The organism is Falsiroseomonas sp. E2-1-a4 (assembly GCF_051433165.1).
GTDB lineage: Bacteria > Pseudomonadota > Alphaproteobacteria > Acetobacterales > Acetobacteraceae > Falsiroseomonas.
The window spans coordinates 20,323-42,452 of the sequence record NZ_JBHMFS010000031.1 but is presented as its reverse complement, the minus strand read 5'-3'; the positions used below and the strand labels follow the sequence as shown (position 1 = coordinate 42,452).

The window sequence follows — 22,130 nt, the reverse complement described above, 5'->3', positions numbered from 1 at the left end:
AATTCACTCAGACAGAATCACGCCCTAGGGCCTTGATTTTTCGGGCATAATGGCGGAGAGGGTGGGATTCGAACCCACGGTAGACTTGCATCTACTTCGGTTTTCGAGACCGACGCGATCGACCACTCTGCCACCTCTCCGCAGGCGGTGGCGCCCTATAATCACCCGAAGGACGGCGCGCAACCCGCCACGCCGTTGACTCTCGGCCCGGCAGCCCGCTATACGCTGCGCCCTCCGGCCACCCAGGTGCCAACAGCCTGGGGATGCTGGCGGTCAGTCATGGCCGAATAACCAACATTGTCCGGGCGAACCCGCCCAGCAGCACCGGACCTCCGAAAGCCCGAGCGCGAACATGACCTATGCAGTGATCCGCACCGGCGGCAAGCAGTACCGCGTCACTCCCGATGCCGTGCTGACCGTCGAGAAGCTCGAGGCCGAGCCCGGCGCCACCATCACCTTCCACGACGTCCTGGCCCTCGGCTCGGATGATGGCCTCACCCTCGGCGCGCCGACCGTGCCGGGTGCGACCGTTACCGCGGTGGTCGAAGGCCAGACGCGCGGCGACAAGGTGATCATCTTCAAGAAGCGCCGCCGGAAGAACAGCCGCCGCAAGAACGGGCATCGCCAGATGCAGACCGTTCTCCGCATCTCCGCGATCGCCGCGGCCTGATCAACTAGCGACAGAAAGGGACCCCCACCATGGCACACAAAAAGGCCGGCGGTTCGTCGCGCAACGGTCGCGACTCGGCTGGCAAGCGGCTTGGCGTCAAGCGCTCGGATGGCCAGTTCGTCCAGGCCGGCAACATCCTCGTCACCCAGCGTGGCACCAAGATGCGCGCCGGCTCGAACGTCCTGGTCGGTCGCACGCATTCCCTGCATGCGCTCGTCACCGGGCACGTGAAGTTCGAGCGCAAGGCCGAGGGCCGCGTTCAGGTCTCCATCACGCCCATGGCCGTCGCGGCCGAATAGGCCGAGACCTCCTGGCGAGCGTTTGGACGGGGGCCTCCAGGCCCCCGTTCGCGTTTCCGGGTATCGGACACACCCTCATGAAATTCCTCGACGAAGCCAAGGTGCATGTGAAGGCGGGTGACGGCGGAGACGGCGTCATCGCCTTCCGGCGTGAGAAGTTCATCGAATACGGCGGCCCCGATGGCGGCAATGGCGGCAAGGGCGGCGATGTGATCATCGAAGCCGTGGACGGCCTGAACACGCTGATCGACTACCGCTATGCGCAGCACTTTAAGTCCCGCAAGGGCGGCAACGGCGCCGGCCAGGACCGTACAGGCGCCGGCTCCGACGACGTCATCATGAAGGTGCCCGTCGGCACGCAGATCCTGGACGATGACAAGGAAACGCTGCTGGCGGACCTGACCGAGGTCGGCCAGCGCGTCGTCATCGCCAAGGGCGGCGACGGCGGGCATGGCAATGCCACCTTCAAGACCTCCACCAACCGCGCCCCGCGCCGCGCCGACAAGGGCTGGCCGGGGGAGGAACGCTCCATCTGGCTGCGGCTGAAGCTGATCGCCGATAGCGGGCTGCTCGGGCTGCCCAATGCCGGGAAGTCCACCTTCCTCGCCGCCGTCTCCGCGGCCCGGCCGAAGGTGGCGGATTATCCCTTCACCACGCTGCACCCGCAGCTCGGTGTGGTGCGGCTGAACCCGGATGGCACGCCGACGCGCGACGGTTCGCTGGAATTCGTGCTCGCCGACATCCCCGGCCTGATCGAGGGGGCGCATGAAGGCGCCGGCCTCGGCACGCGGTTCCTGGGCCATGTCGAACGATGCGCGGTGCTGCTGCACCTGGTGGACGGCACCGCCGCCGACCCGGCCGCCGCCTACCGCACCATCCGCGAGGAACTCGCCGGCTATGGCGGTGGGCTGGCGGACAAGCCAGAGGTGGTGGCGCTGAACAAGTCGGATGCCATGACCCCGCAGGCCACCGCATCCCGCCTCAAGGCGCTGTCCAAGGCCGCGGGGCGCCCGGCGCTTCTGGTCTCGGGCGCCACCGGGGCCGGGGTGAAGCAGGTGCTTTACGCGCTGTACCAGCAGATCCTGGCGGATCGCCAAGGCTGAGACGCGCGTGATGTTGCCCTCCCTCGCCACCGCCCGCCGCATCGTCGTGAAGATCGGCTCCGCCCTTGTCGTGGACAACGCCACCGCCGCGCCGCGTGCCGCCTGGCTGGCGGGCGTGGCGCAGGATGTGGCGGCGCTGCGGGCGCGGGGGGCGGAGGTGATCCTGGTCTCCTCCGGCGCCATCGCGCTGGCCCGCCATGCGCTCGGCCTGACGCGGAAGAAGACGCTGCGGCTGGAGGAGAAGCAGGCTGCCGCCGCCGTCGGCCAGATTCGCCTGGCCGGCGCCTGGGCCGATGCGCTGTCCGCCGTGCAGCTCAACGCCGCCCAACTTCTGCTGACGCTCGAGGATAGCGAGGATCGCCGCCGCTACCTGAACGCGCGGGCCACGCTGAACACGCTGCTGGCGCTCGGCTGCATCCCCGTCATCAATGAGAACGACACCGTCGCCACCGCTGAGATCCGCTTCGGCGACAATGACCGCCTGGCCGCCCGTGTGGCGGAGATGGTGGAGGCGGATGCGCTGGTGCTGCTGTCGGATATCGACGGCCTCTACACCGCCGACCCCCGCCGCGACCCCGCCGCCGCCCATATCCCCATTGTGGAGCATATCACGGGGGAGATCATGGCGATGGGGGGCGAGCCGCCGCCCGGCTATTCCTCCGGCGGCATGCGCACCAAGCTGATCGCCGCGCGCATCGCCACAGGCGCCGGCTGCGCCATGGCGATCGCCCTCGGCGCGCAGGACCGGCCCCTGCAGGCGATGCAGCAGGGCGCGCCCTGCACCTGGTTCCTGCCCGAGCGTGAGGGCCGTTCCGCCCGCAAGCGCTGGATCGCAGGCAGCCTGGCGCCGCTCGGCGCGCTGGTGGTGGATGCGGGCGCGGCGCGGGCCCTGGCGCGCGGATCATCCCTGCTGCCCGCCGGCGTGCGCGCGGTGGAAGGCCGCTTCGAGCGCGGCGACCCAGTCAGCGTGCGGGACGAGTCCGGCCGGGTGCTGGCGCGTGGCCTGGTCGCCTATGATTCCGCCGACGCCACCCGCATCGCCGGCCATCGCAGCGAGGAGTTGGAACAGATCCTCGGCTGGCGTGGGCGGGACGAGATCATCCATCGCGACGACCTGGTGCTGCTCGCGCTGGCGGGCTGACTTGCCGGGTGGGGCGTGCTGCCGCAGCATCGCGCATCAGCAAGGATCTTGCCCATGCGCCGCGTCCTTCCCCTCGCCGCCCTGTTGCTCCTCGCGCAGCCTGCCTTGGCCCAGACCACGCTCCGCATCGGCATCGGCGCCGACCCCGCCGTGCTCGACCCCGCGCAATCCGGCAGCTTCGTCGAACGCGTCGTCTTCGCCGCCATGTGCGACAAGCTGGTCGATGTCGGCCCGGATTTGCAATTCCGGCCGGAACTCGCCACCGCCTGGGAATGGGCGCCGGACGGCCTCGCCCTGACACTCACGCTGCGCGAAGGCGCGCGCTTCCAGGATGGCGCGCCGATCGATGCGGCGGCGGTGAAGGCCAATCTGGACCGCTACCGCACCGCCCGCGAAAGCCGCCGCCGCACCGAATTGCAGCAGGTCTCGGCGGTGGAGACGCCGGATGCGCGCACAGTCCGCCTGGTGCTGTCCGAGCCCTTCGCGCCGCTGCTGTCCGTGCTGTCCGACCGCGCCGGCATGATGCTGTCTCCCGCCGTGCTGCCGATGGCAGAACGGGTGGGCGAGAACCCGGTGTGCTCCGGTCCCTTCCGGCTGACGCGCCGCGTGGCGCAGGACCGCATCGAGATGGAGAAATTCGCCGGCTACTGGAACGCCGCGAACATCCATGCCGACCGCCTGGTCTTCCAACCGATCCCCGACAACAATGTCCGCCTGCTGAACCTGCGCGCCGGGCAGCTCGACCTGATCGAGCGCGTGGCACCGGTGAACCTGCCCTCCGTCGAGCGCGACCAGCGGCTGCGGCTGGTGGCGGGCGATTCCATCGCCTACCAGACGCTCAGCATCAATGTCGGCAACGGCCCGTTGGCGCAGCGCCCGCTCGGCGCCGATCCGCGCGTGCGGGAGGCCTTCGAGCGCAGCATCGACCGCGCCATCATCAACCAGGTGGCGCTGGAGGGCCGCTTCGCCGCCAACAACCAGCCGGAGGCGCCCGGCACCGCCTATCATTTCGCCGACCTCGCCCCGCCGCCACGCGACCCGGCCCGCGCCCGCGCGCTGCTGCGGGCGGCGGGGCATGAGCGGGTGGCCTTCACGCTGAAGGTGCCGAACCAGCCCGTGGAATCGCAGGTGGCGCAGATCATCCAGTCCATGGCGGCGGAAGGCGGCTTCGACATCAGCATCGAGACGCTGGAATCCGGTGCCATGGTCGCGGCAACCCGGCGCGGGGATTATGAGGCCGCCATCGCCATCTGGTCCGGCCGCCCGGACCCGGATGGCAATATCAGCTTCTGGCTGGCCTCCAACGGCTTCCTGAACTGGGGGAAATACGCCAACCCGCGCGTTGATGCGCTGTTCGCCGAGGCCCGCCAGGTGACAGACACGGCTCGCCGCCAGGCACTGTACCGGGAGGCGGCGACCATCTGGCTGGCCGACCGCCCGCATCTGATGCTGTACCATCACCGCTGGTTCTGGGCGATGCGCAGCGGCGTGGAGGGTTTCGTGCCGAGCCCGGATGGCATCATCCGGTTCGCCGGGCTGCGCCTCGGCCGCTGAAACGGCGAAAACCCCCACCCGCGTCAGCGGGTGGGGGCCGGGTCCGGAAAGGCTTTGCGGTTCAGCCGCGGAAGCCGGTATCCGCGCGGCGGGTCGCGTCCGCAGACGGCACCCAGACGGTGCGCTCACTCTCACCGGAGCCGACCGTCACGGCGCGCAGGCCCTCACGGCCCTGCTGCACGAAGCTGCTGTCCGTGTGGCGGATATGAACGCTGCCATTCGGCTCCTCCGTCACCGAGACGGCACCGCCGCCGACGATGTTCCGCGCCGGGCCCGGGCCGTACTCGACCTGGGAATTCTCGCCGGTGCCGACCACGCGGGGGAAGTAGCTGTTCTCCGCGATGGTCTGCGCGAAGGCGGGGCCGGACAGGGCCAGGGCGCCGGCCGCGAAAGCGGCGGCGGCGATGCGATGGATGCGGGTCATGTCGATTATCCTTTTTTCTTTATGTGGCCGGCGGCGCGGGGGCGCCCGCCTGGCCTGAAGGCGTGGCGTGGCGGTTCAGCCGCCGACGGGGCCGAAGCCACCGGCCAAGCCGGTTGCGGTCGCGTCCGCGGTCGGTACCCAGGCCGTGGTAACGTTCTCACCGGACCCGGTGGTCACCGGCACCAGCCCACGCCGCGGCGTTTGGGCAAAGCGCGGCTCGAGGTGGCGGATCTGCACGTCGTTGCCGGTGGCCTCGGAGGTGGTCACGGCGCCGCCGCCGAGAATGTTCCGAGAATCGCGCGGGGCGTATTGCACGGAAGCATTCTCACCAGTCCCGACCACGCGAGGGTAAGTAACGTCGAGCGCCAGGGCAGGCACGGCGAAGCTCAGGGCTCCGGCGGCAAGCAACGCGGTGGCGATGCGATTGAAGGGGTTCATCTGCGTATCCTTGATTCGTCTCTGCCGTACATCCGACTTCGCTGTGGTCGGCCTCGGCGTTACGCAGCAGATGATGCCCGTGGCGGGTTTCCTCCAATCGGCATGACGCATCGTCGCCATAAGTCCGTATGATGACACGCTGGCGTGACACGCCTTGCGCCGGCCCTGGTTACAACCACCTGCGCGCGCAGGCTGTGTGTTGCTTCCCTCCCCGCCAGCCGCGCGCTACCTCTCGGGCGAGGAGACCCCGCCATGACCGTCCTCGCCGACGAGGTTGCCCGCCTGCTCGACACCGCCGCCCGCGCTGCCCGCGACGCGGCGCGGGTGCTGGCCACGGCGCCACGAGCGCAGCGGGATGCGGCCCTGATGCACGCCGCCGCCGCCCTGCGCGCGCGGGCAGATGTGGTGCTGGCCGCCAATGCGGAGGACCTCGCCGCCGCCCCGGATCTCTCCCCCGCCTTCCGCGACCGCCTGGCGCTGACGCCGGCGCGGGTGGAGGCGATGGCCTGCGCGGTGGAGGAAGTGGCGGCGCTGCCCGACCCGGTGGGCCGCGTGCTGAGCGAATGGGCGCGGCCGAACGGCCTGGTGATCCGCCGCGTGGCGCAGCCGCTCGGCGTGATCGGCATGATCTATGAGAGCCGCCCGAATGTCGGCGCCGATGCCGCGGCGCTGTGCCTGAAGGCTGGCAGCGCGGTGATCCTGCGCGGCGGCAAGGAATCCCTGCGCAGTGCGGGGGCGATCCATTCCTGCATGGTGGAAGGCTTGCGTGCGGCCGGGCTGCCGGAGGCCGCGGTGCAGGTGGCCCCCACCGCCGACCGCGCCTTCGTCGCCGCCATGCTGCGCGCCGCCGGGCTGATCGACCTGATCATCCCGCGCGGCGGCAAGGGCCTGGTGCAGCGGGTGCAGGAGGAAGCGCGCGTGCCGGTGCTGGCCCATGCGGAGGGCCTCTGCCACACCTACATCCACGAAGCGGCAGACCCCGCCATGGCGCGCAGCATCCTCGCCAATGCCAAGATGCGCCGCACCGGCGTCTGCGGTGCGACGGAGACGCTGCTGATCGACGCGGCCATCGCCCCCACCCTGCTACCGCTGCTGGTGGCCGATTTGCGGGCGCTGGGCTGCGACTTCCGCGCCAATGACCGCGCACGCGCCATCCTGCCGGAGCTGCCCGCCGCCACGGAGGCCGACTTCGCCACCGAATGGCTGGATGCCGTGCTGTCCGTGAAGGTGGTGGATGGCCCCGATGCCGCGCTGGACCACATCGCCCGCTTCGGCAGCGAGCATACCGAGGCGATCATCACGCAGGATGATGCCGTGGCCGCGGATTTCCTGGCGCGCCTGTCCTCCGCCGTCGGCATCCACAACGCCTCCACCCAATTCTGCGACGGCGGCGAGTTCGGCTTCGGCGCGGAGATCGGCATCGCCACCGGCCGGCTGCATGCGCGCGGCCCGGTCGGGCCGGAACAGCTTTGCACCTTCCGCTACCAGGTAATGGGAAGCGGGCAGACCCGCCCGTGAGGTGAGGGAACCTAGCGCCATGAAAGCCAAAGTCGCCATTGCCGCCGCCGCCCTGGCCGCGCTCGCCACCCCCGCCGCCGCCGCCTGCCCGGAGGTGCCGGAGGTGGCGCGCCTGGCGGCGGCCATCCTGGACCGCCGCGCGGCACCGCCACCGCCGCCCGGCATGTCCCTGGCCGATGCCGTCTGTGCGCGGGATCGGCTGGTGGCGGCGCTGGCGCAGCCCTGGGGCGACCGGGTCGGCTGGAAGGTGGGGCTGACCAATGCGGCGGCGCAGGCCCGCTTCGGCGTGCCGCATCCGGTGGCCGGCGCGATCTTCCACGGCACCATCCGCGCCCGGTCCGGCGCCGAGATCCCGGCCGGCTTCGGCATCGTCCCCGTGGTGGAAAGCGATCTGCTGGTGCGGGTGCGGGATGAGGGGGTGAACGAGGCGGGCGCCGACCCGATCGCGCTGCTGCGCCACCTGGATGTGGTGATCCCCTTCATCGAATTGCCCGATCTGGTGCATGGCGCCGGCACGGCCTGGTCCGGCCCGCTGCTGGTCTCGATCAATGTCGGCGCCAGGCTGGGCGTGCTGGGGGAGGAGATTCCCGTGCAGGCGACAGCGGATTTCGCCGCCCGCCTGGCGTCCATGGAGGTTTCGCTGACCGATGATGGGCGGGAGGTGGCGCGCGCTCCGGGCCGCGCCCTGCTCGGCCACCCGCTGGCGGCACTCGCCTGGCTGGTGGAGGATCTGCGCGCCCAGGGGCGGCGGCTGCGGGCGGGGGAGTATGTCTCGCTCGGCGGCTTCTTCCCGGCGCTGCCAGTGCAGGCGGGGCATGACTATACGGCGACCTATACGGGCCTTCTCCCGGCGCCGGTCTCGGTGACCGTGCGCATCAGATGACGCTGAACGAGCGGGGCGATCGTCGCCTTCGGCGCATCGGCCTGCTCGGCGGCAGCTTCAACCCGGCCCATGCGGGGCATCGCCATGTGGCGGAACAGGTGCGCCGCGCGCTGCGGCTGCATGAGGTCTGGCTGATGGTCTCGCCAGGCAATCCGCTGAAGCCGCGGCGCGGCATGGCTGATTTCGCAACACGGCTGGCCTCGGCGCGCGCCATCGCCGATGGCCGGCGCATCCGCGCCACAGGGATCGAGGCGGCGCTCGGCACACGCTACACCGCGCATACGCTGGCGGCGCTGCGGCAACGTTTTCCGCGGGCGCGCTTCGTGCTGGTGATCGGCGCCGATAATCTGTGGCAGTTGCCGCGCTGGAAATCCTGGGCCGCCCTCGCCGCCGGCACGCCGATCGCGGTGCTGCCGCGCCCGGGCTGGACGCGCCGAGCGCTGGCCGGAAAGGCGGCGCACCGCCTGGCACGGCACCGCCGGCGGCCTGCCGCGTTGCTGTCCGGCGGTGGACTCGCGCATGCGCCCTGGTGCTTCGTGCCGGCGGCGGAGCATGCGGCCTCCGCCACGGCAATCAGGGCCGCGATGCAGGCGGCGTGACGCCGCGCGTTGTGCTACAGCCTTACGCAATGCATTCGTGAAGAGGAGGCGGCCATCGCCCGCAAGCCGAAAACCCCTGAGACGCCGGAACCGGAAGCCGTGACGCCGAAGCCGCGTGCTCTCGCCGCGCGCGCGACCACGGCAACGCGTACGGCCAAGCCGAAGGCCGCTGCCAAGACCGCCGCCAAGCCGAAGGCTGCCGCCAAGACCGCCGCAAAGCCGAAGGCCGTCGCCAAGCCCGCCGCAAAGCCGAAGGCCGCTGCCAAGCCCGCCGCAAAGCCGAAGGCTGCCGCCAAGACCGCCGCGAAGCCGAAGGCCGCTGCCAAGCCCGCCGCAAAGCCGAAGGCCGTTGCCAAGCCCGCCGCAAAGCCGAAGGCTGCCGCCAAGCCCACCGCAAAGCCGAAGGCGGCTGCCAAGCCCGCCGCGAAGCCGAAGGCCGCTGCCAAGCCCGCCGCAAAGCCGAAGGCCGTTGCCAAGCCCGCCGCAAAGCCGAAGGCGGCTGCCAAGCCCACCGCAAAGCCGAAGGCGGCTGCCAAGCCCGCCGCGAAGCCGAAGGCCGCTGCCAAGCCCGCCGCAAAGCCGAAGGCCGTCGCCAAGCCCGCCGCAAAGCCGAAGGCTGCCGCCAAGACCGCCGCGAAGCCGAAGGCCGCTGCCAAGCCCGCCGCAAAACCGAAGGCCGCTGCCAAGCCCACCGCGAAGCCGAAGGCCGCTGCCAAGCCCGCCGCTAAGCCGAAGGCCTCCGCCAAGCACACCGCAGCGCCGAAGGCCGCTGCCAAGCCGCGCGCCAGCCGCAAGGCGGAGCCGTTGGTGCCGATCCCGCCGGAGCCGGCACCCGTGAAGGAACGGCGCGCGCGCAAGCCCGCACCGGCGATCACGCCGGATGCGGCCGAGGCGGCGCCGATGCCGAGCGCGGCCGCACCGCCGGCAAAGCGTCGCGCGACCCGCAAGGCCGAGGTTCCGGCCGAGCCTGCCGTGGATGCCCCGCCCGAGGCGGAGGCAGCACCGCCCGCCAAGCGCCGCGCCACGCGCAAGCCCAAGGCGAATGCGGACGCCCTGCCCGACAGCAAGGCCGAGGCAGTCCTCGCCGAGTCCCGGGGCACCGCGCCGCGTCCGCGCCGTGCCGATCGCCAGAAGGTTGAACCGGCGCTTCTGGACCGGCTTGTCGCCGCCGCGCAGGCCAGCCTGGATGCGGACAAGGCCGAGGACATCATCGTCCTCGATGTCACCGGCCGCGCCGACTATGCGGACTACCTGGTGATCGCAACCGCGCTCGCCGACCGGCAGATGCAGGCCATGGCCTCCCACCTGGAGGACGCCTTCGAGGCGGAGGGGCTCAAGCTGCGCCGCGATGCCACCCAGGCCTCCCCGGACTGGGTGCTGATCGATGCCGGTGACCTGGTGGTGCATCTGTTCAAGCCGGAAGCCCGCACCCTGTACGGGCTGGAGCGGATGTGGGGCCCCGACAGCCCCGCCGCGCGCGCCGAGGAGGAGTCGGAGGACGACCGCACCCCGTTGCCCGATGACGGCTCCGTGCCCGAGCCGGGCATCGAGGATGACGACGACGAGTAGGGGCCCTCGCCTCATCGCCATCGGCCGGATGAAGCCGGGGCCGGAACGCGCGCTGTTCGAACAGCACGCCGCCCGGCTCCGGCCCGCCTTGGCGGTGACCGAGGTGCCGGAGGCGCAAGGCGCCAACCCGGCGGAAATCCGAAGGCGGGAAGGTGCCGCGCTGCTCGCCGCGCTACCCGATGCCGCCTTCGTCGTCGCGCTCGACCTCGGCGGCGCCGCGCCGACGACGGAGGCGCTGGCCGCGCTCGTCACCCGCTGGGACGAGGCCGCCCGCCCGGTCTGCTACCTGATCGGCGGGACTGAGGGGCTGGACCAGGCGGTGCTGGACCGCGCCGATCATCGCCTGTCGCTCGGCAGCCTGACCTGGCCACATTTCCTGGTGCGCGGCCTGCTGGCCGAACAATTGTTCCGCGTTCAGGCGATCCGCACGAACCACCCCTACCATCGGGCGTGGCGCCCTGCTTGAGTGCGCTGTCCATCGCCGGAGTGCCACGCCATGACCCTGCTGATTCTCGCCGCCCTGCTGTGGGTGGGTGTCCATGTCGGCATTTCCGGCACCGCCCTGCGGGGCCGCGTGATCGCGGCTGTGGGGGAGAAGTCCTTCATGATCGGCTTCTCGCTGGCCTCCGTCGTCTCCATCACGCTGCTGGTGCTGGCCTGGCAGAACGCGCCGACGACGCCGCTGTGGTCCGCCGGCCCCGGGCTGCGCTGGGTGCTGGCGGTGCTGATGCTGTCCACGCTGGTGCTGTTCATGACCAGCCACAAGCGCAACCCCACCGCCGTCGGCAACAAGGGGCTGGGGGAGGAACCGCGCGGCATCCAGCGCGTCACGCGCCACCCCATGCTGTGGTCCTTCGCGCTGTGGGCCGGCATTCATATGGTCGGCAATGGCGACACCGCCTCCCTGGTTTTCTTTGGCGCCTTCCTGGTGACGGCGCTGGCCGGCATGCCCTCGATCGACGCCAAGTTGGCGGCGCGGCATACGGCAAGCTGGCCAGCCTTTGCCGCGCGCACCTCCATCATCCCCTTCGCCGCCATTGCCGCCGGGCGGAACCGCCTCGCGCTCCGCGAGATCGGGCTGATGCCGCCGCTGGTGGGGCTGCTGCTGTGGGCGGCGCTGCTGCATTTCCACCGCCACATCTTCGGCGTGCCGGCGATCCTCATGTAACCAATCTGGGGGCTTGAACGCGGCGACGGGAAACGCCATTCCCTGCCGCGCCTCCAGGGAATCTCCGATTGATGCAGGAAGTGATTACACCGGCCGATGCCGGCGATTCGCCGCGCGCGCGCGCCGCCCGGCTGGTCCTCACGCCGCTGTTCCAGCGGGTGGTGATCGGGCTGATCATCCTGAACGCCATCACGCTGGGGCTCGAAACCTCCGCCAGCATCATGGCCGAATGGGGTGGGCTGCTGCATGTGGTGGACCGCACATTGCTGTGGATCTTCACCGCCGAGATCGCCTTCCGCATCTACGCCTTCCGCGGCCGCTTCTTCCGCGACCCCTGGGGGCTGTTCGACATCATCGTGGTCGCCATCGCGTGGATGCCGGCCACCGGCCCGCTGTCCGTGCTGCGCGCCCTGCGGGTGCTGCGCGCGCTGCGGCTGATCTCCGCCGTGCCGTCCATGCGCCATGTGGTGGAGGCGATGCTGGCCGCCCTGCCCGGCATGGGCAGCATCGTGCTGCTGATGGGGCTGATCTTCTACGTCTTCGGCGTGATGGCGACGAAGCTGTATGGCGACATCCTGCCGGAGCGTTTCGGCTCGCTCGGCCTCACGCTCTATACCCTGTTCCAGATGATGACGCTGGAAAGCTGGTCCGAGGCCAATGTGCGGCCGATCCTGGCGGTGCAGCCGCTGGCCTGGATGTTCTTCGTGCCCTTCATCCTGATCGCGACCTTCGTGGTGCTGAACCTGTTCATCGGCGTGATCGTGGACAGCATCCAGACGCTGCGCGCCCAGCGCGAAAGCGCCGATGTCGCCGCCGGCCAGGCGGCGGTGGATGCGGCGCGCAGCGAGGCGCATCTGGACAGCCAGATGCTGCTGGCCGAGATCCGGGCACTGCGGGCGGAGATGGCGGAGCTGCGCGCGCAGCGCTGACCCGCCGGCGGCCAGGGCCGTTCAATTCCCGCCGGGCTTGCTGTAGAGCCTGCGCGACCATCGCACAGGATGCCGCCCGATGCCCGCACCCGCCCACCGCCCCGTCATGCTCGCGATCCTGGATGGCTGGGGCTGGCGTGAGGAGGCGGCGGATAATGCGGTGCTGCAGGCAAGGACGCCGGTCTTCGATGCGCTGTGGCAGGCCGGGCCGCGCGCCTTCCTGCGCACCTCCGGCCGCGATGTCGGGTTGCCGGATGGGCAGATGGGCAATTCGGAGGTCGGCCACCTGAACATCGGCGCCGGCCGCGTGGTGATGCAGGACCTTGTCCGCATCGACGCCGCCTGCGCCGATGGAACGATCTCCACCCTGCCCGCCTTCACCAGCCTGGTGGCGCGCACCAAGGCCGCCGGCGGCGTGCTGCACCTGATGGGGCTGCTCTCCGAAGGCGGCGTGCACAGCCACCAGGACCATGCGCTGGCGCTGGCCCGTGCCGCGGTGGCCGCAGGGCTTCAGGTGCGCGTGCATGGCTGGACCGATGGCCGCGACACCGCCCCCAGCTCCGCCCCCGCCTTCATCGCGAAATTCGAGGCGGCGCTGCCGGATGGCGCGCGCATCGCCACCATCTGTGGCCGCTACTTCGCCATGGACCGCGACAATCGCTGGGACCGCGTGCGCCAGGCGCATGATGTGATGGTGCTGGCCAAGGGCACCCGCTTCGCCACGGCGCAGGAAGCCATCGCCGCCGGCCATGCGGCGGGCAAGACGGATGAGTTCCTGCCGCCCAGCCCGATCGGCGACTATACCTGCATGAATCACGGCGACGGGCTGCTGTGCTTCAACTACCGCGCCGACCGGGTGCGGGAGATCATGGCATCCCTGGTCGAACCCGCCTTCGCCGGCTTCGAGGCCGACCCCACCATCCGCTTTGCCGCCACGGCGAGCATGACGGAATACAGCAGCGTGCTGGCCCCCTTCCTGCCGGCGCTGTTTCCGCCGCAATCAATGGCGGACATCCTCGGCGCCGTCGTCTCCTCAGCCGGGCTCACCCAGTTGCACATGGCGGAGACGGAAAAGTATCCGCATGTCACCTACTTCCTGAATGGCGGGGAGGAGACGCCTTATCCCAGGGAGGACCGCATCATGGTCGCCTCCCCCAAGGTCGCGACCTATGACCTTCAGCCGGAGATGTCGGCGCCGGAATTGACGGACAAATGCGTCGCCGCCATCGAATCCGGCCAATACGATTTGATCGTGCTGAACTTCGCCAATGCCGACATGGTCGGCCATAGCGGCAAGCTGGCCGCCGCCATCCAGGCGTGCGAGGCGGTGGATGCCGGCCTCGGTCGCATCGCGCAGGCCATCCGCGCCGCCGGCGGCCGCCTGCTGGTCACCGCGGACCATGGCAATGCGGAGCTGATGCGGGACCCGGTGACGGGCGGGCCGCATACGGCACACACCACCAATCCGGTGCCGGTGCTGCTGCTGAACGCGCCGGCGGGGGCGACGCTGGCGGATGGCAGGCTGGCGGATATCGCGCCGACGCTGCTGGCCCTGCTCGGCGTGGCCCAGCCGGCGGCAATGACGGGGCAGTCGCTGCTGCGGTAGCGGGGGTCGGGGGCCCCCGCGCCCGACCCTCTCCCCCGTTGGGGCGAGAGGGCTTTTCGGGGCGGCTAGGCGGCGCCGATCTGGCGGCGCAGGGCGTAGATCTGGTCCAGCAGGGACAGCACCAGGGCCAGCGCCTCCTCCTCCAGCGCCAGGGTTTCGCGCAGTTCCAGGATGAGAGCGACGCGCGCCACGTCGATCTCCTGGAACACCAGCGCCTCACCTTCCGGATCGGCGCGGACGTAGCCGGCGGCGACCCAGCCGCGCAGATCCTCCGGCGCCAGGCCCTGGAAACGGGCGCAGACCACCTCGAGCGTCATCATGGCGCGGCCTCCCCCATCGCCTCCCGCGGGTCCTGTGGGTGTTCCGGCTGCCAGTCGCGCAGGAACGCCTCCAGCGCGGCATCGGGCTTGCCCACCATCACCCGCAACGTCAGCAACAGGTCACCGGCCGGGCGGTTGCCTTCCGCCGCCACGCCCTTGCCGCGCAGCCGCACCACCCGGCCGGTATCGCTGCCGGCGGGCAGGGTGACGCGCAGCGGGCCGGTCGGCGCGGGCACCGTCACGGCGCCGCCCAGCACGGCCTCCCGCAACGTCACCGGCAGGTCCAGGTGCAGGTCCATTCCGTCCCGCCGGTACAGCGGATGGTCCGCCACCTCCAGCTCGATCACCGCATTGCCGGCCGGCCCACCATTGCGCCCTGGCCCGCCCTGCCCGCGCAACCGCAGCGACTGGCCGCTGACCACCCCGGGCGGGATCCGCACGCTGAGCTGGCGGCCATCCGGCAGCACGAGTTGCTCGGTCGCGCCCAGCACCGCAGACAGGAAGGGCACGCGAAGGTGATAGGCCATGTCCCGCCCCGGCCGCGGCGCGGATTCCGCCGCCTGCTGCCGGGCGAACAGGTCGGCGAAGACATCGCCGAGATCGCCTAAATCCCCATGTGGCTCATAGCGCCCGCCCGCCGCGGCCTCCGCATGGCGCCGCCAGCCGCCGGCGGGGCGTGGCGGTGCCCTTTCCTGGCCCTCGGCATCGATCTCGCCGCGGTCGAAGCGCGCCCGGCGATCGGGGTCCGACAGCAGATCATGCGCGGAGGCGGCGGCCTTGAAGCGCGCCTCCGCCTCCGGCTTGCCGGGGTGGAGGTCCGGGTGGTTCTGCCGCGCCAGCTTGCGGTAGGCCTTCTTGATCGACTCCGGTGTCGCGTCGCGGGCGACGCCCAGGACCTGGTAGGGATCCTCTGCCATGCGGCCCTCTCGCGGGGCGAGGATGCCCCATCAGCTTAAATGGAAACGAGCACCCCCTACGCCAAGCGGCCCGCGCTTGTCCCGGCGCAGGGCAGGGGTCTATGCAGCACGGGGGTGCAGGGCTTGAAGGTTTCAAAGCGTATCATAGCCCGGGTGGGCAGATGGGGTGCGGCGTGGCGGCTCGTTCTGCTGCTGTCCCTGCCGCTGGCCCTGCTCGCCGCGCCGGCCCAGGCGCAGCCCACCGCGCGGGACCTGCGGGCCGCCGAACAGGCCGCCGAACAACGCCGCCAGGACGCCGAGAACGCCGCCGCCCGCGCCCGCGCCTTGGCGGAGGAGGAGGTGGCGCTGGCCGCCCGCCGGGTGGAGCTGGCCGCGCTGGCCCAGGCGGCGGAGGCGGAGGTGGCGGATGTCTCCGAACGTCTGGAAGCCGCCCGCGCCGGCGGCGCCCGCGCCGCGCGCCAGATCGCGGACCGCGCCAACGCCATGCGCCCGCTGCTGCCGGTGATGCTGCGCCTGTCGCTGTATCCGGCGGAAACCGTGCTGGCGATTCCGGGGGAGCCGGAGGATGCGCTGCGTGGCGCCCTGGTGCTGCGCGGCCTGATCCGCCGGCTGGAGGAGGAAGCCACCGCCCTGCGTGAGGCGCAGGTAGCCGCGCAGGAAGCCGAATGGCTGGCCGCACGGGAAGCGCTGGCGCTGGAAGCCGCCGAACGCGGCGCGCGGGAAGCGGTGGCGGGGCTGGAGGCGGAGCTGGCCGTGGCCCGCACCCGCCGCGGTGATGCCGAAGCCGCGGAGGAACGCGCCGCCACCCAGGCCGCCGCCGCCGCCGCCCGGGCCAGCGACCTGGCCGATGTGCTGGCGCGGCTGCAACGGGACCGTCAGCGGCGGGAGGCCGACGCCCGCGCCAATGCCGCCGCCCGCCAGGCCGAACAGGCCCGCCAGGCGGCCGAAGCGGAACGGGAGCAGAGGCTGGCGGAGCAGGCCGCCAGTGCTGCGCCACATGCCGCGCCACGCGCCGCGGCGCAGCGCCAGGCCGCCGTGCCGGTGCCCTCCGGCGGCCGCGCCCTGCCGGTGGCCGGGCGCATCGCCACCGCCTGGGGCCAGGCCGCGCCGGGCGGGCCGCATCGCGGGCTGACCTATGCGGCTTCGGGTGGCGCGCGGGTGGTCTCACCCTGCAATGGCCGGGCCGTGTATGCTGCGCCGTTCCGCTCCTTCGGGCTGTTGTTGATTGTGGATTGCGGAGGGGGATACCATTTCGTGCTGGCAGGGCTGGAGCGGCTCGACGCCTCGGCTGGGCAGCGGCTTCTGGCGGGGGAACCGATCGGCATTCTCGGCGGCACTGGCGCTTCGGGCGGTTCCCTTTATGTGGAGTTGCGCCGCAACGGGCAGCCGGTGGACCCGCGACCGTGGTTTGCGGCGCGGGGGTAACCTTCGGGTCATCTCCCGAGGGCATATTTGGTCAGGTCGGCGGCTAGCGGGGCCGCGACCCAAGGATCGGGTGGTCGCATGAGCGACGTGTCTGGGCGCAAGGATGATAACCGGGACGGCAGGATGCCGAGCCGGGGGTCCGTAACAGGGCCGGTGGCGACGCGTGCGCCGGCGACAAGACGCCGGCGGCTGGGCATGGTGGGCGCCGTCAGTGCCGCCTTCCTGGCCGGCGCGGTGGTCGGCCCCATGCTGGCGGTGCCTGGCATCCAGGCCTGGGCGCAGGAGGGTGGCCGGGCGGAGACCTACCGGCTGCTGAACCTGTTCGGCGATGTGTTTGAGCGGGTCCGCGCGGAATATGTCGAGCCGGTCACCGACCGCGACGTGATCGAGAATGCCATCAACGGCATGCTCCAGGGCCTCGACCCGCATTCCTCCTACATGAACCCGCGCAGCTTCCGGGACATGCAGGTGCAGACCCGCGGCGAGTTCGGCGGCCTCGGCATCGAGGTGACGCAGGAAAACGGCTTCGTGAAGGTGATCAGCCCGATCGATGAGACGCCGGCCTTCCGCGCCGGCATCAAGCCGGGCGACCTCATCACCCATCTGAACGGCCAATCCACCCAGGGCCTGTCCTTGCAGGATGCGGTGGAGCAGATGCGCGGCGAGCGCGGCAGCACCATCCGCCTGACCATCCGGCGTGAGGGCGAGGCAAGGCCGCTGGAGATCTCCCTGACCCGGGACGTGATCCGCCCGCAGGTGGCGCGCTTCCGGCTGGAGGGCAACGACATCGCCTATATCCGCCTGTCGTCGTTCAATGAGCGCACCGAGGGCGCGCTGCGCCAGGCCATGACCACCATGCGGAACCAGGCTGGCAGCAACCTGCGCGGCCTGGTGCTGGACCTGCGAAACAATCCGGGCGGGCTGCTGGACCAGGCGGTGCAGGTGACCGACGACTTCCTCGACCAGGGCGAGATCGTCTCCACCCGCGCCCGCCGGCCGGAGGATGCCCAGCGCTGGAATGCGCGGCCGGGTGACCTCGCCCAGGGGTTGCCGATTGTGGTGCTGATCAATTCCGGCTCCGCCAGCGCGTCCGAGATCGTCGCCGGCGCGCTGCAGGACCATCGCCGGGCCGTGGTGATGGGCGTGAAGTCCTTCGGCAAGGGCAGCGTGCAGACCGTCATGCCGATTCCGGGCAATGGCGCCATGCGGCTGACCACGGCGCGCTACTACACGCCCTCTGGCCGCTCCATCCAGGCGACCGGCATCCAGCCGGATATCGAGGTGCTGGCCGCCCGCGCCGACCCAAACGCCGCGACGCGCGAACGGGACCGGGAGGCTGATCTGCGCCGGTCGCTTCGTAACGGCACCACGGAGGCGGTACCGCCTCCGCCGGCGCTGCCGGCTTTGAACCTGCCGGCCGGGGTGGTGGATCGGGTGGTGCGGGAACCGGCGGAGGGCGCAGCCGCCTTCGACCCGACCAAGCCGGAGACCGACCACCAGCTGCAACAGGCCCTGCAATTGCTGCGGGCCGTTGCAGCCGCACCACCCGCCCAGCGGCGTGCCCAGCGATGAGCAGCCGGTGACACTGGGCCGGCGTCGCGACAGCGCGGATGAGGGCGTGGCGCAGCGGGCCGCGCCGCAAAGTCGGTGAGCCGTGCCCTCTCCCGGCGCCGGCTGGGACTGTTCTGGGCCGTGCTGGTGCTCTGCCTCGGTGCCGGTGCGGCCACGCTGCATTGGCTCGGCCCACCGGCCGGGCCGGACATGGCGGGCCTCGATCCGGCGCCGATGGCGGCCGAGCCGGAGATTGCGCGGGGGCCTGAGCCGGTGCGCGAGGCCGCCGCGGCCGATCCGCCGGCCCAGACCCCGACCCCGCAAGCCCCCCCCATCGCCGCCACACCGGCCAGCCTGCCGGTCGCCGCGCCCACTGCGCCGGTACCGGCTGCAGCCGCCGCCGCAGGCGCGGAGCCGCCGGCCGTGCCCGTGTCCGTGTCCGTGTCCGTGTCCGTGCCGGCCATGTCCGTGCCGGCCATGATGCCTGCCGAGGCCGCCCCCGCCGCACCGCCCCCGCCACCGCTCGCCACGCCGGCAGCCGCCGCGCCCGGCGCCGCCCCTGCCACGGCGCGCGCCGCGGCACCGGACCCGGTGATCCCGCCGCCCGACCCGCAGATGCTGGAACGGTCCCGCCATGGCATGGTGCCGAAGCTGGGGCCCGACGGCCGCACCTCGATCCGTACCTATGCCCGCAGCTTCGACCGGGAGGCGGACCGGCGCCCGCGCATCGGACTGGTGATCGGCAATGTCGGCCTGTTCGCCCAGCATTCCGAGGAAGCCATCGCCCGCCTGCCCGGCGCCGTCACCCTCGCCTTCAGCCCCTATGCGCTGCGCCCGGAGCCGCTGCTGGACCGGGCGCGGGCGCGCGGGATGGAGGTGCTGGTGGCCCTGCCGCTGGAGCCCGCCGGCTTCGGCCAGGATGCCGACCCGGGCGACCGCGCCTTGCTCACCAGCCTTTCGGCGGAGGAGAATCTGGAGCGGCTGGATTGGGCGCTGTCCCGCATCCAGGGCCAGGTCGGCGCCATCGGCGCGCTCGGTCGGCTGCGCGGGGAACGCTTCGCGGCGAATGCGGACCTGCTGGGCACCATCCAGGCGGCGCTGACCACGCGCGGCCTGCTGTACGTGGACCCGCGCCCCAGCGCCCCCACCCCGGCCCGCGCCTTTGGCCGCACCGTGGACCTGGTACTGGACGACCCTTCCGAAACCCGCAGCGAGGTGGAGCGGCGGCTGGTGGAGCTGGAGGCGCTGGCCAAGCGCAACGGCGCCGCCCTCGGCCTGCTCGGCAACCCCGCCCCCTTCTTCATCGCCGCCATCCTCGCCTGGTCGGCGGGGCTGGAGGAACGCGGCGCGGTGCTGGTGCCGGTCACCGTGCTGCTGCGCCGGCCCGGGTCCCAGGCCGCGTTGCCGCAGGGTTCCCAGGCGACGCGCTAGGCCGTTACAAGGCGCCCATGACCCTGCTCCCTTACCGCGCCAATGTGGGCGCGCTGCTGTTCAACCCCGCCGGCCAGGTGCTGGTGGCCCGCCGCGCCGATATGCCCAATGCCGAGGGCGCTGCCGGTGGCTGGCAATTGCCGCAGGGCGGCATCGACGATGGCGAGGATCTGCGCCGCGCCGTGCTGCGGGAACTCGCCGAGGAAATCGGCACCGACCGCGCCGAGATCCTGGCCGAGCACCCGGAATGGCTGAGCTACGACTTCCCGCCGGAATTGCAGGCCATGCGGATTGCCCGGAAATACCGCGGCCAGCGCCAGAAATGGTTCGCGCTGCGATTCACCGGCAGGGATGCCGATATCCGCCTGGATGCCGACCCGCATCCGGAATTCGATGCCTGGCGCTGGGCCAGGCTGGTGGAGTTGCCGGGCCTCGCGGTCAGCTTCAAGCGGGCGATCTACGAGGATCTGGTCCGCGAATTCGCCCGTTTCGGCGGGTAGCGTTCAGCCCGCGCTTTGGCCCAGGAAGGCGCGCGCCAGGGCGCGCCACATCTGCTTGCGGTTCAGTTCCCAGTCATAGGGCAGGCCGCGATGCACATCACCGGGGTCCAGCGCCACCGTCTGTTCCCGGTGCAGCCAGGACCAGCGATCGCTGATGCCCCAGGTCAGCAGGGTGCGGGCGCCGCCCTCGAAGGCGGCGCTGGCGAATTCGTGCACGCGCCGCGCCACGGCCGCATCGCGGGCGACGAAATCGCCGACCGGCGGCCGCACCTCCCGCACATCCAGCTCCGTGATCAGCACCTGCAGGCCGAGCGCCCGGATATCCTGCACGAAGGCGCGGAAGATCGCGGGGCTGAAGGCCTCCCGCATCTGCAGATGGCCCTGGATGCCGACGGCATCGAGCGGCACGTTGCGATCGCGCAGGGACCGCAGCAGGCGCAGCAGGCGGCGGCGCTTTTCCTCGGCCGAGGGGCTGTCCGCCTCCACGCCGTAATCATTCAGGGTCAGCCGCAGCGTTCGGTCCCGCTGGCGTGCGGCGCGCAGCGCGGTCGCCACGTAATCCGGGCCGAGGCCGCGCAGCCAGGGGCTGTCACGCAGGTCGCCGCTGTTCCCCGCAGGTTCCGGCACATCGCTGCCAGGGGGGTTGGCGATCGGTTCATTCACCACATCCCAGTCACGGATGCGGGCGCTGGTATGGGCCAGCACATGGTCGAAATGTGCCTCCATCACGGCTTGGGCGCGGGCGGGGCTTTCCGTCACGGCGGGCGCCACCCAAGCCGGCAGGGCGTTGTGCCAAACCAGTGCGTGGCCGCGCACCGGTTTGCGGAAATGCTCCGCCCAGCGGAGCAGGGCGTCCAGCGGCGCGGTGTCGAAGCGGCCCTGCTCGGGTTGCAGGGTGTCGAACTTCGCCTCGTATTCCGGCACCACCAGCCCGGCTTCCTGCGCCACCAGGGCAGCGAATTCCGGCTCATCCGCCAGCAGCCGCGCGGTGACGGCGCAGCCATAGGTGAAGCCGCGGCTCTGCGCGATCTGCGTCAGCGGCTGGTTCGGCGCGCTGGCCGGCGTGAAGCTCTGCGCGCGCGCGGTGACCGGCGCCAGCAACAGCGGGCCGAGCGCCCGGCGGGACAGAGGCAAGCTCAGGCCGCCACGGGCCGGCTGGCGGCGGGCGCCAGGGGTTTGCGGGCAAGCTGCGCCGCGTAGCGATTGCGGCGCCAGGTCAGCAGCCGCCAGGCGCCGCGGGCGGTAAGGGCGGATAGCCGGCCGCGCGGGTCCAGCCCCACCGACTTGAAGACCATGCCCATGCCCCGCTCGATGTGCCGGAAGCGATAGTAATGCATGGCGCGGCCCATGTAGCCGGCGATGCAACGGTCGTGGTCGTAGGGGGTGCTGACGTCCTCGTTACCACAATGGAAGGCGAAGGCGAGCTCGTCATCCTCACTCTCGCCAATGCGGCCGGCGGCGACACGCAGGCGCTTCGGGAAGGACAGTTTCTCCCGCGCCAAGTACCGCTTCATGTGGTCGTAGAACAGCTTGAAGTGCCGGTATTCATCGGCCGCGATCAGGCGGCAGACCTCCTTCAGCACCGGCTCCTCCGTCGCCTCGCCCAGCGCGGTGTAGTAGCTGCTGGTGCCGGTCTCCACCATGCAACGGGCGATCAGCTCCCCGGTGCGGGACCCGCGGATGGAGGCGTCGGCCTTGATGTCGATCTTGTAGCCGGCGCGATAGCGGGCGAAGGCCTGTTCGAAATCCCAGGCCGGATCGGCCAGCATGGCCCATTTGCCCAGCGCATCGCCGTGCTGGACCTCCTCCTCCGCCCAATGGCTGGCGGCCTGGTGGAAATCCGGGTCGTCATGGAAGACGGATTGCAGATACAGCGCATAGTCGTCGCCGTTCCGCTCGACCATGGCTGCGGCCTTGACCAGCGGTATGATCTCGGGGTCGAGCCGGCCTGGGTCGAAGGCGTCCCACTTAACCTGCTCGATACGCCAGTGCTTCATCCTGTATCCCGCCTAGCCTTGAGCGCACGCCACCGCGGAGTATGTGCCAGGCGGCGGCTGAGGCCAGATGTTTCGTGGCGGGGTGCCG

General features: G+C 71.3%; 24 protein-coding genes and 1 tRNA gene. 17 read left to right on the top strand and 8 right to left on the bottom strand.

What is annotated here, in order from left to right; genetic code table 11:
- Positions 1–50: 50 nt before the first annotated feature.
- Positions 51–140: transfer RNA gene (locus ACFHNC_RS22820), tRNA-Ser, on the bottom strand.
- 212 nt (positions 141–352) lie between these two features.
- Here ACFHNC_RS22820 and rplU point away from each other — a divergent pair.
- From rplU to ACFHNC_RS22795, 5 genes are all read left to right on the top strand, one after another.
- Positions 353–670 carry a 50S ribosomal protein L21 gene (gene rplU / locus ACFHNC_RS22815; protein ID WP_437171548.1) on the top strand — a complete coding sequence of 106 codons (318 nt, stop codon included), beginning with the start codon at positions 353–355 and terminating at the stop codon, positions 668–670.
- Between the two features lie 29 nt (positions 671–699).
- Entirely contained in the window at positions 700–969 is a 270-nt protein-coding gene (gene rpmA, locus ACFHNC_RS22810) for a 50S ribosomal protein L27 (RefSeq protein WP_304812667.1), read from the top strand.
- Between the two features lie 77 nt (positions 970–1,046).
- Complete coding sequence (gene obgE / locus ACFHNC_RS22805; protein ID WP_437171547.1) at positions 1,047–2,072, top strand: GTPase ObgE; 1,026 nt, start codon at positions 1,047–1,049, stop codon at positions 2,070–2,072.
- A gap of 10 nt (positions 2,073–2,082) precedes the next feature.
- Positions 2,083–3,213 (top strand): glutamate 5-kinase, encoded by a 1,131-nt coding sequence (gene proB / locus ACFHNC_RS22800; RefSeq protein WP_437171546.1) that lies wholly within the window; start codon positions 2,083–2,085, stop codon positions 3,211–3,213.
- A 54-nt stretch (positions 3,214–3,267) separates the two neighbouring features.
- Positions 3,268–4,767, top strand: coding sequence for an ABC transporter substrate-binding protein (locus tag ACFHNC_RS22795; RefSeq protein WP_437171545.1), 1,500 nt, complete (start codon positions 3,268–3,270; stop codon positions 4,765–4,767).
- A 61-nt stretch (positions 4,768–4,828) separates the two neighbouring features.
- On the opposite strand, the gene ACFHNC_RS22790 is transcribed toward ACFHNC_RS22795, so the two are convergent.
- Together ACFHNC_RS22790 and ACFHNC_RS22785 are read right to left on the bottom strand one after the other, a co-directional pair.
- A complete protein-coding gene (locus ACFHNC_RS22790; protein WP_437171544.1) occupies positions 4,829–5,191 on the bottom strand; it encodes a hypothetical protein in 363 nt (120 codons plus the stop codon).
- Between the two features lie 75 nt (positions 5,192–5,266).
- Positions 5,267–5,629, bottom strand: a complete 363-nt coding sequence (locus ACFHNC_RS22785; protein WP_437171543.1) for a hypothetical protein — start codon at positions 5,627–5,629, stop codon at positions 5,267–5,269.
- A gap of 252 nt (positions 5,630–5,881) precedes the next feature.
- On the opposite strand from ACFHNC_RS22785, the gene ACFHNC_RS22780 reads away from it, so the two are divergent.
- From ACFHNC_RS22780 to ACFHNC_RS22770, 3 genes are read left to right on the top strand one after another with little or no spacing between them, the layout of a single operon-like run.
- Positions 5,882–7,147 carry a glutamate-5-semialdehyde dehydrogenase gene (locus tag ACFHNC_RS22780; RefSeq protein ID WP_437171542.1) on the top strand — a complete coding sequence of 422 codons (1,266 nt, stop codon included), beginning with the start codon at positions 5,882–5,884 and terminating at the stop codon, positions 7,145–7,147.
- Between the two features lie 19 nt (positions 7,148–7,166).
- Positions 7,167–8,030 (top strand): 2-keto-4-pentenoate hydratase, encoded by an 864-nt coding sequence (locus tag ACFHNC_RS22775; RefSeq protein ID WP_437171541.1) that lies wholly within the window; start codon positions 7,167–7,169, stop codon positions 8,028–8,030.
- Entirely contained in the window at positions 8,027–8,629 is a 603-nt protein-coding gene (locus ACFHNC_RS22770; RefSeq protein ID WP_437171540.1) for a nicotinate-nucleotide adenylyltransferase, read from the top strand. Before ACFHNC_RS22775 ends, ACFHNC_RS22770 begins: the two co-directional genes overlap by 4 nt.
- A 14-nt stretch (positions 8,630–8,643) precedes the next feature.
- On the opposite strand, the gene ACFHNC_RS22765 is transcribed toward ACFHNC_RS22770, so the two are convergent.
- On the bottom strand, positions 8,644–9,486 hold the full coding sequence (locus ACFHNC_RS22765) for a hypothetical protein (RefSeq protein WP_437171539.1): 843 nt from the start codon (positions 9,484–9,486) through the stop codon (positions 8,644–8,646).
- Here ACFHNC_RS22765 and rsfS point away from each other — a divergent pair.
- The 5 genes from rsfS (at position 9,464) to gpmI (ending at position 13,901) form a co-directional block, all read left to right on the top strand.
- Entirely contained in the window at positions 9,464–10,198 is a 735-nt protein-coding gene (gene rsfS, locus ACFHNC_RS22760) for a ribosome silencing factor (RefSeq protein ID WP_437171538.1), read from the top strand. The genes ACFHNC_RS22765 and rsfS overlap by 23 nt on opposite strands.
- Positions 10,182–10,664 carry a 23S rRNA (pseudouridine(1915)-N(3))-methyltransferase RlmH gene (locus ACFHNC_RS22755; protein WP_437171537.1) on the top strand — a complete coding sequence of 161 codons (483 nt, stop codon included), beginning with the start codon at positions 10,182–10,184 and terminating at the stop codon, positions 10,662–10,664. The genes rsfS and ACFHNC_RS22755 overlap by 17 nt, the downstream gene beginning before the upstream one ends.
- Before the next feature lie 30 nt (positions 10,665–10,694).
- Positions 10,695–11,366: an NnrU family protein gene (locus tag ACFHNC_RS22750; protein WP_437171536.1), complete on the top strand. Its 672-nt coding sequence runs from the start codon at positions 10,695–10,697 to the stop codon at positions 11,364–11,366.
- Between the two features lie 71 nt (positions 11,367–11,437).
- Entirely contained in the window at positions 11,438–12,295 is an 858-nt protein-coding gene (locus ACFHNC_RS22745; protein WP_437171535.1) for an ion transporter, read from the top strand.
- Between the two features lie 79 nt (positions 12,296–12,374).
- Positions 12,375–13,901 carry a 2,3-bisphosphoglycerate-independent phosphoglycerate mutase gene (gene gpmI, locus ACFHNC_RS22740; protein WP_437171534.1) on the top strand — a complete coding sequence of 509 codons (1,527 nt, stop codon included), beginning with the start codon at positions 12,375–12,377 and terminating at the stop codon, positions 13,899–13,901.
- A gap of 65 nt (positions 13,902–13,966) precedes the next feature.
- Here gpmI and ACFHNC_RS22735 read toward each other — a convergent pair whose 3' ends face one another.
- Both ACFHNC_RS22735 and ACFHNC_RS22730 read right to left on the bottom strand, forming a co-directional pair.
- Entirely contained in the window at positions 13,967–14,221 is a 255-nt protein-coding gene (locus ACFHNC_RS22735) for a chaperone modulator CbpM (protein ID WP_437171533.1), read from the bottom strand.
- The gene (locus ACFHNC_RS22730; protein ID WP_437171532.1) at positions 14,218–15,138 is read right to left on the bottom strand and encodes a DnaJ C-terminal domain-containing protein; all 921 of its coding nucleotides are present in this window, start codon (positions 15,136–15,138) and stop codon (positions 14,218–14,220) included. The genes ACFHNC_RS22735 and ACFHNC_RS22730 overlap by 4 nt, the downstream gene beginning before the upstream one ends.
- A gap of 153 nt (positions 15,139–15,291) precedes the next feature.
- On the opposite strand from ACFHNC_RS22730, the gene ACFHNC_RS22725 reads away from it, so the two are divergent.
- The 4 genes from ACFHNC_RS22725 (at position 15,292) to ACFHNC_RS22710 (ending at position 20,045) form a co-directional block, all read left to right on the top strand.
- Positions 15,292–16,563: a murein hydrolase activator EnvC family protein gene (locus tag ACFHNC_RS22725; RefSeq protein ID WP_437171531.1), complete on the top strand. Its 1,272-nt coding sequence runs from the start codon at positions 15,292–15,294 to the stop codon at positions 16,561–16,563.
- A 195-nt stretch (positions 16,564–16,758) separates the two neighbouring features.
- Positions 16,759–18,135 carry a S41 family peptidase gene (locus ACFHNC_RS22720; RefSeq protein WP_437171530.1) on the top strand — a complete coding sequence of 459 codons (1,377 nt, stop codon included), beginning with the start codon at positions 16,759–16,761 and terminating at the stop codon, positions 18,133–18,135.
- A gap of 75 nt (positions 18,136–18,210) precedes the next feature.
- Positions 18,211–19,545, top strand: a complete 1,335-nt coding sequence (locus tag ACFHNC_RS22715; RefSeq protein ID WP_437171529.1) for a divergent polysaccharide deacetylase family protein — start codon at positions 18,211–18,213, stop codon at positions 19,543–19,545.
- Between the two features lie 17 nt (positions 19,546–19,562).
- Positions 19,563–20,045, top strand: a complete 483-nt coding sequence (locus tag ACFHNC_RS22710) for an RNA pyrophosphohydrolase (RefSeq protein ID WP_437171528.1) — start codon at positions 19,563–19,565, stop codon at positions 20,043–20,045.
- A 3-nt stretch (positions 20,046–20,048) separates the two neighbouring features.
- Here the strand turns inward: ACFHNC_RS22710 and ACFHNC_RS22705 are convergent, their stop codons facing one another.
- Positions 20,049–21,179 (bottom strand): endo-1,4-beta-xylanase, encoded by a 1,131-nt coding sequence (locus tag ACFHNC_RS22705; protein ID WP_437171527.1) that lies wholly within the window; start codon positions 21,177–21,179, stop codon positions 20,049–20,051.
- Positions 21,180–21,181: 2 nt separating this feature from the next.
- Positions 21,182–22,042 (bottom strand): ferritin-like domain-containing protein, encoded by an 861-nt coding sequence (locus ACFHNC_RS22700; RefSeq protein WP_437171526.1) that lies wholly within the window; start codon positions 22,040–22,042, stop codon positions 21,182–21,184.
- Positions 22,043–22,130: the final 88 nt, after the last annotated feature.

Coding starts and splice junctions, on each gene's coding strand:
- rpmA (WP_304812667.1), top strand. CDS start 700: ATGGCACACAAAAAGGCCGGCGGTTCGTCGCGCAACGGTCGCGACTCG.
- ACFHNC_RS22735 (WP_437171533.1), bottom strand. CDS start 14,221: ATGATGACGCTCGAGGTGGTCTGCGCCCGTTTCCAGGGCCTGGCGCCG.
- proB (WP_437171546.1), top strand. CDS start 2,083: ATGTTGCCCTCCCTCGCCACCGCCCGCCGCATCGTCGTGAAGATCGGC.
- obgE (WP_437171547.1), top strand. CDS start 1,047: ATGAAATTCCTCGACGAAGCCAAGGTGCATGTGAAGGCGGGTGACGGC.
- ACFHNC_RS22750 (WP_437171536.1), top strand. CDS start 10,695: ATGACCCTGCTGATTCTCGCCGCCCTGCTGTGGGTGGGTGTCCATGTC.
- ACFHNC_RS22720 (WP_437171530.1), top strand. CDS start 16,759: ATGGTGGGCGCCGTCAGTGCCGCCTTCCTGGCCGGCGCGGTGGTCGGC.
- rplU (WP_437171548.1), top strand. CDS start 353: ATGACCTATGCAGTGATCCGCACCGGCGGCAAGCAGTACCGCGTCACT.
- ACFHNC_RS22700 (WP_437171526.1), bottom strand. CDS start 22,042: ATGAAGCACTGGCGTATCGAGCAGGTTAAGTGGGACGCCTTCGACCCA.
- ACFHNC_RS22755 (WP_437171537.1), top strand. CDS start 10,182: ATGACGACGACGAGTAGGGGCCCTCGCCTCATCGCCATCGGCCGGATG.
- ACFHNC_RS22790 (WP_437171544.1), bottom strand. CDS start 5,191: ATGACCCGCATCCATCGCATCGCCGCCGCCGCTTTCGCGGCCGGCGCC.
- ACFHNC_RS22780 (WP_437171542.1), top strand. CDS start 5,882: ATGACCGTCCTCGCCGACGAGGTTGCCCGCCTGCTCGACACCGCCGCC.
- ACFHNC_RS22775 (WP_437171541.1), top strand. CDS start 7,167: ATGAAAGCCAAAGTCGCCATTGCCGCCGCCGCCCTGGCCGCGCTCGCC.
- ACFHNC_RS22785 (WP_437171543.1), bottom strand. CDS start 5,629: ATGAACCCCTTCAATCGCATCGCCACCGCGTTGCTTGCCGCCGGAGCC.
- ACFHNC_RS22795 (WP_437171545.1), top strand. CDS start 3,268: ATGCGCCGCGTCCTTCCCCTCGCCGCCCTGTTGCTCCTCGCGCAGCCT.
- ACFHNC_RS22745 (WP_437171535.1), top strand. CDS start 11,438: ATGCAGGAAGTGATTACACCGGCCGATGCCGGCGATTCGCCGCGCGCG.
- ACFHNC_RS22730 (WP_437171532.1), bottom strand. CDS start 15,138: ATGGCAGAGGATCCCTACCAGGTCCTGGGCGTCGCCCGCGACGCGACA.
- gpmI (WP_437171534.1), top strand. CDS start 12,375: ATGCCCGCACCCGCCCACCGCCCCGTCATGCTCGCGATCCTGGATGGC.
- ACFHNC_RS22710 (WP_437171528.1), top strand. CDS start 19,563: ATGACCCTGCTCCCTTACCGCGCCAATGTGGGCGCGCTGCTGTTCAAC.
- ACFHNC_RS22770 (WP_437171540.1), top strand. CDS start 8,027: ATGACGCTGAACGAGCGGGGCGATCGTCGCCTTCGGCGCATCGGCCTG.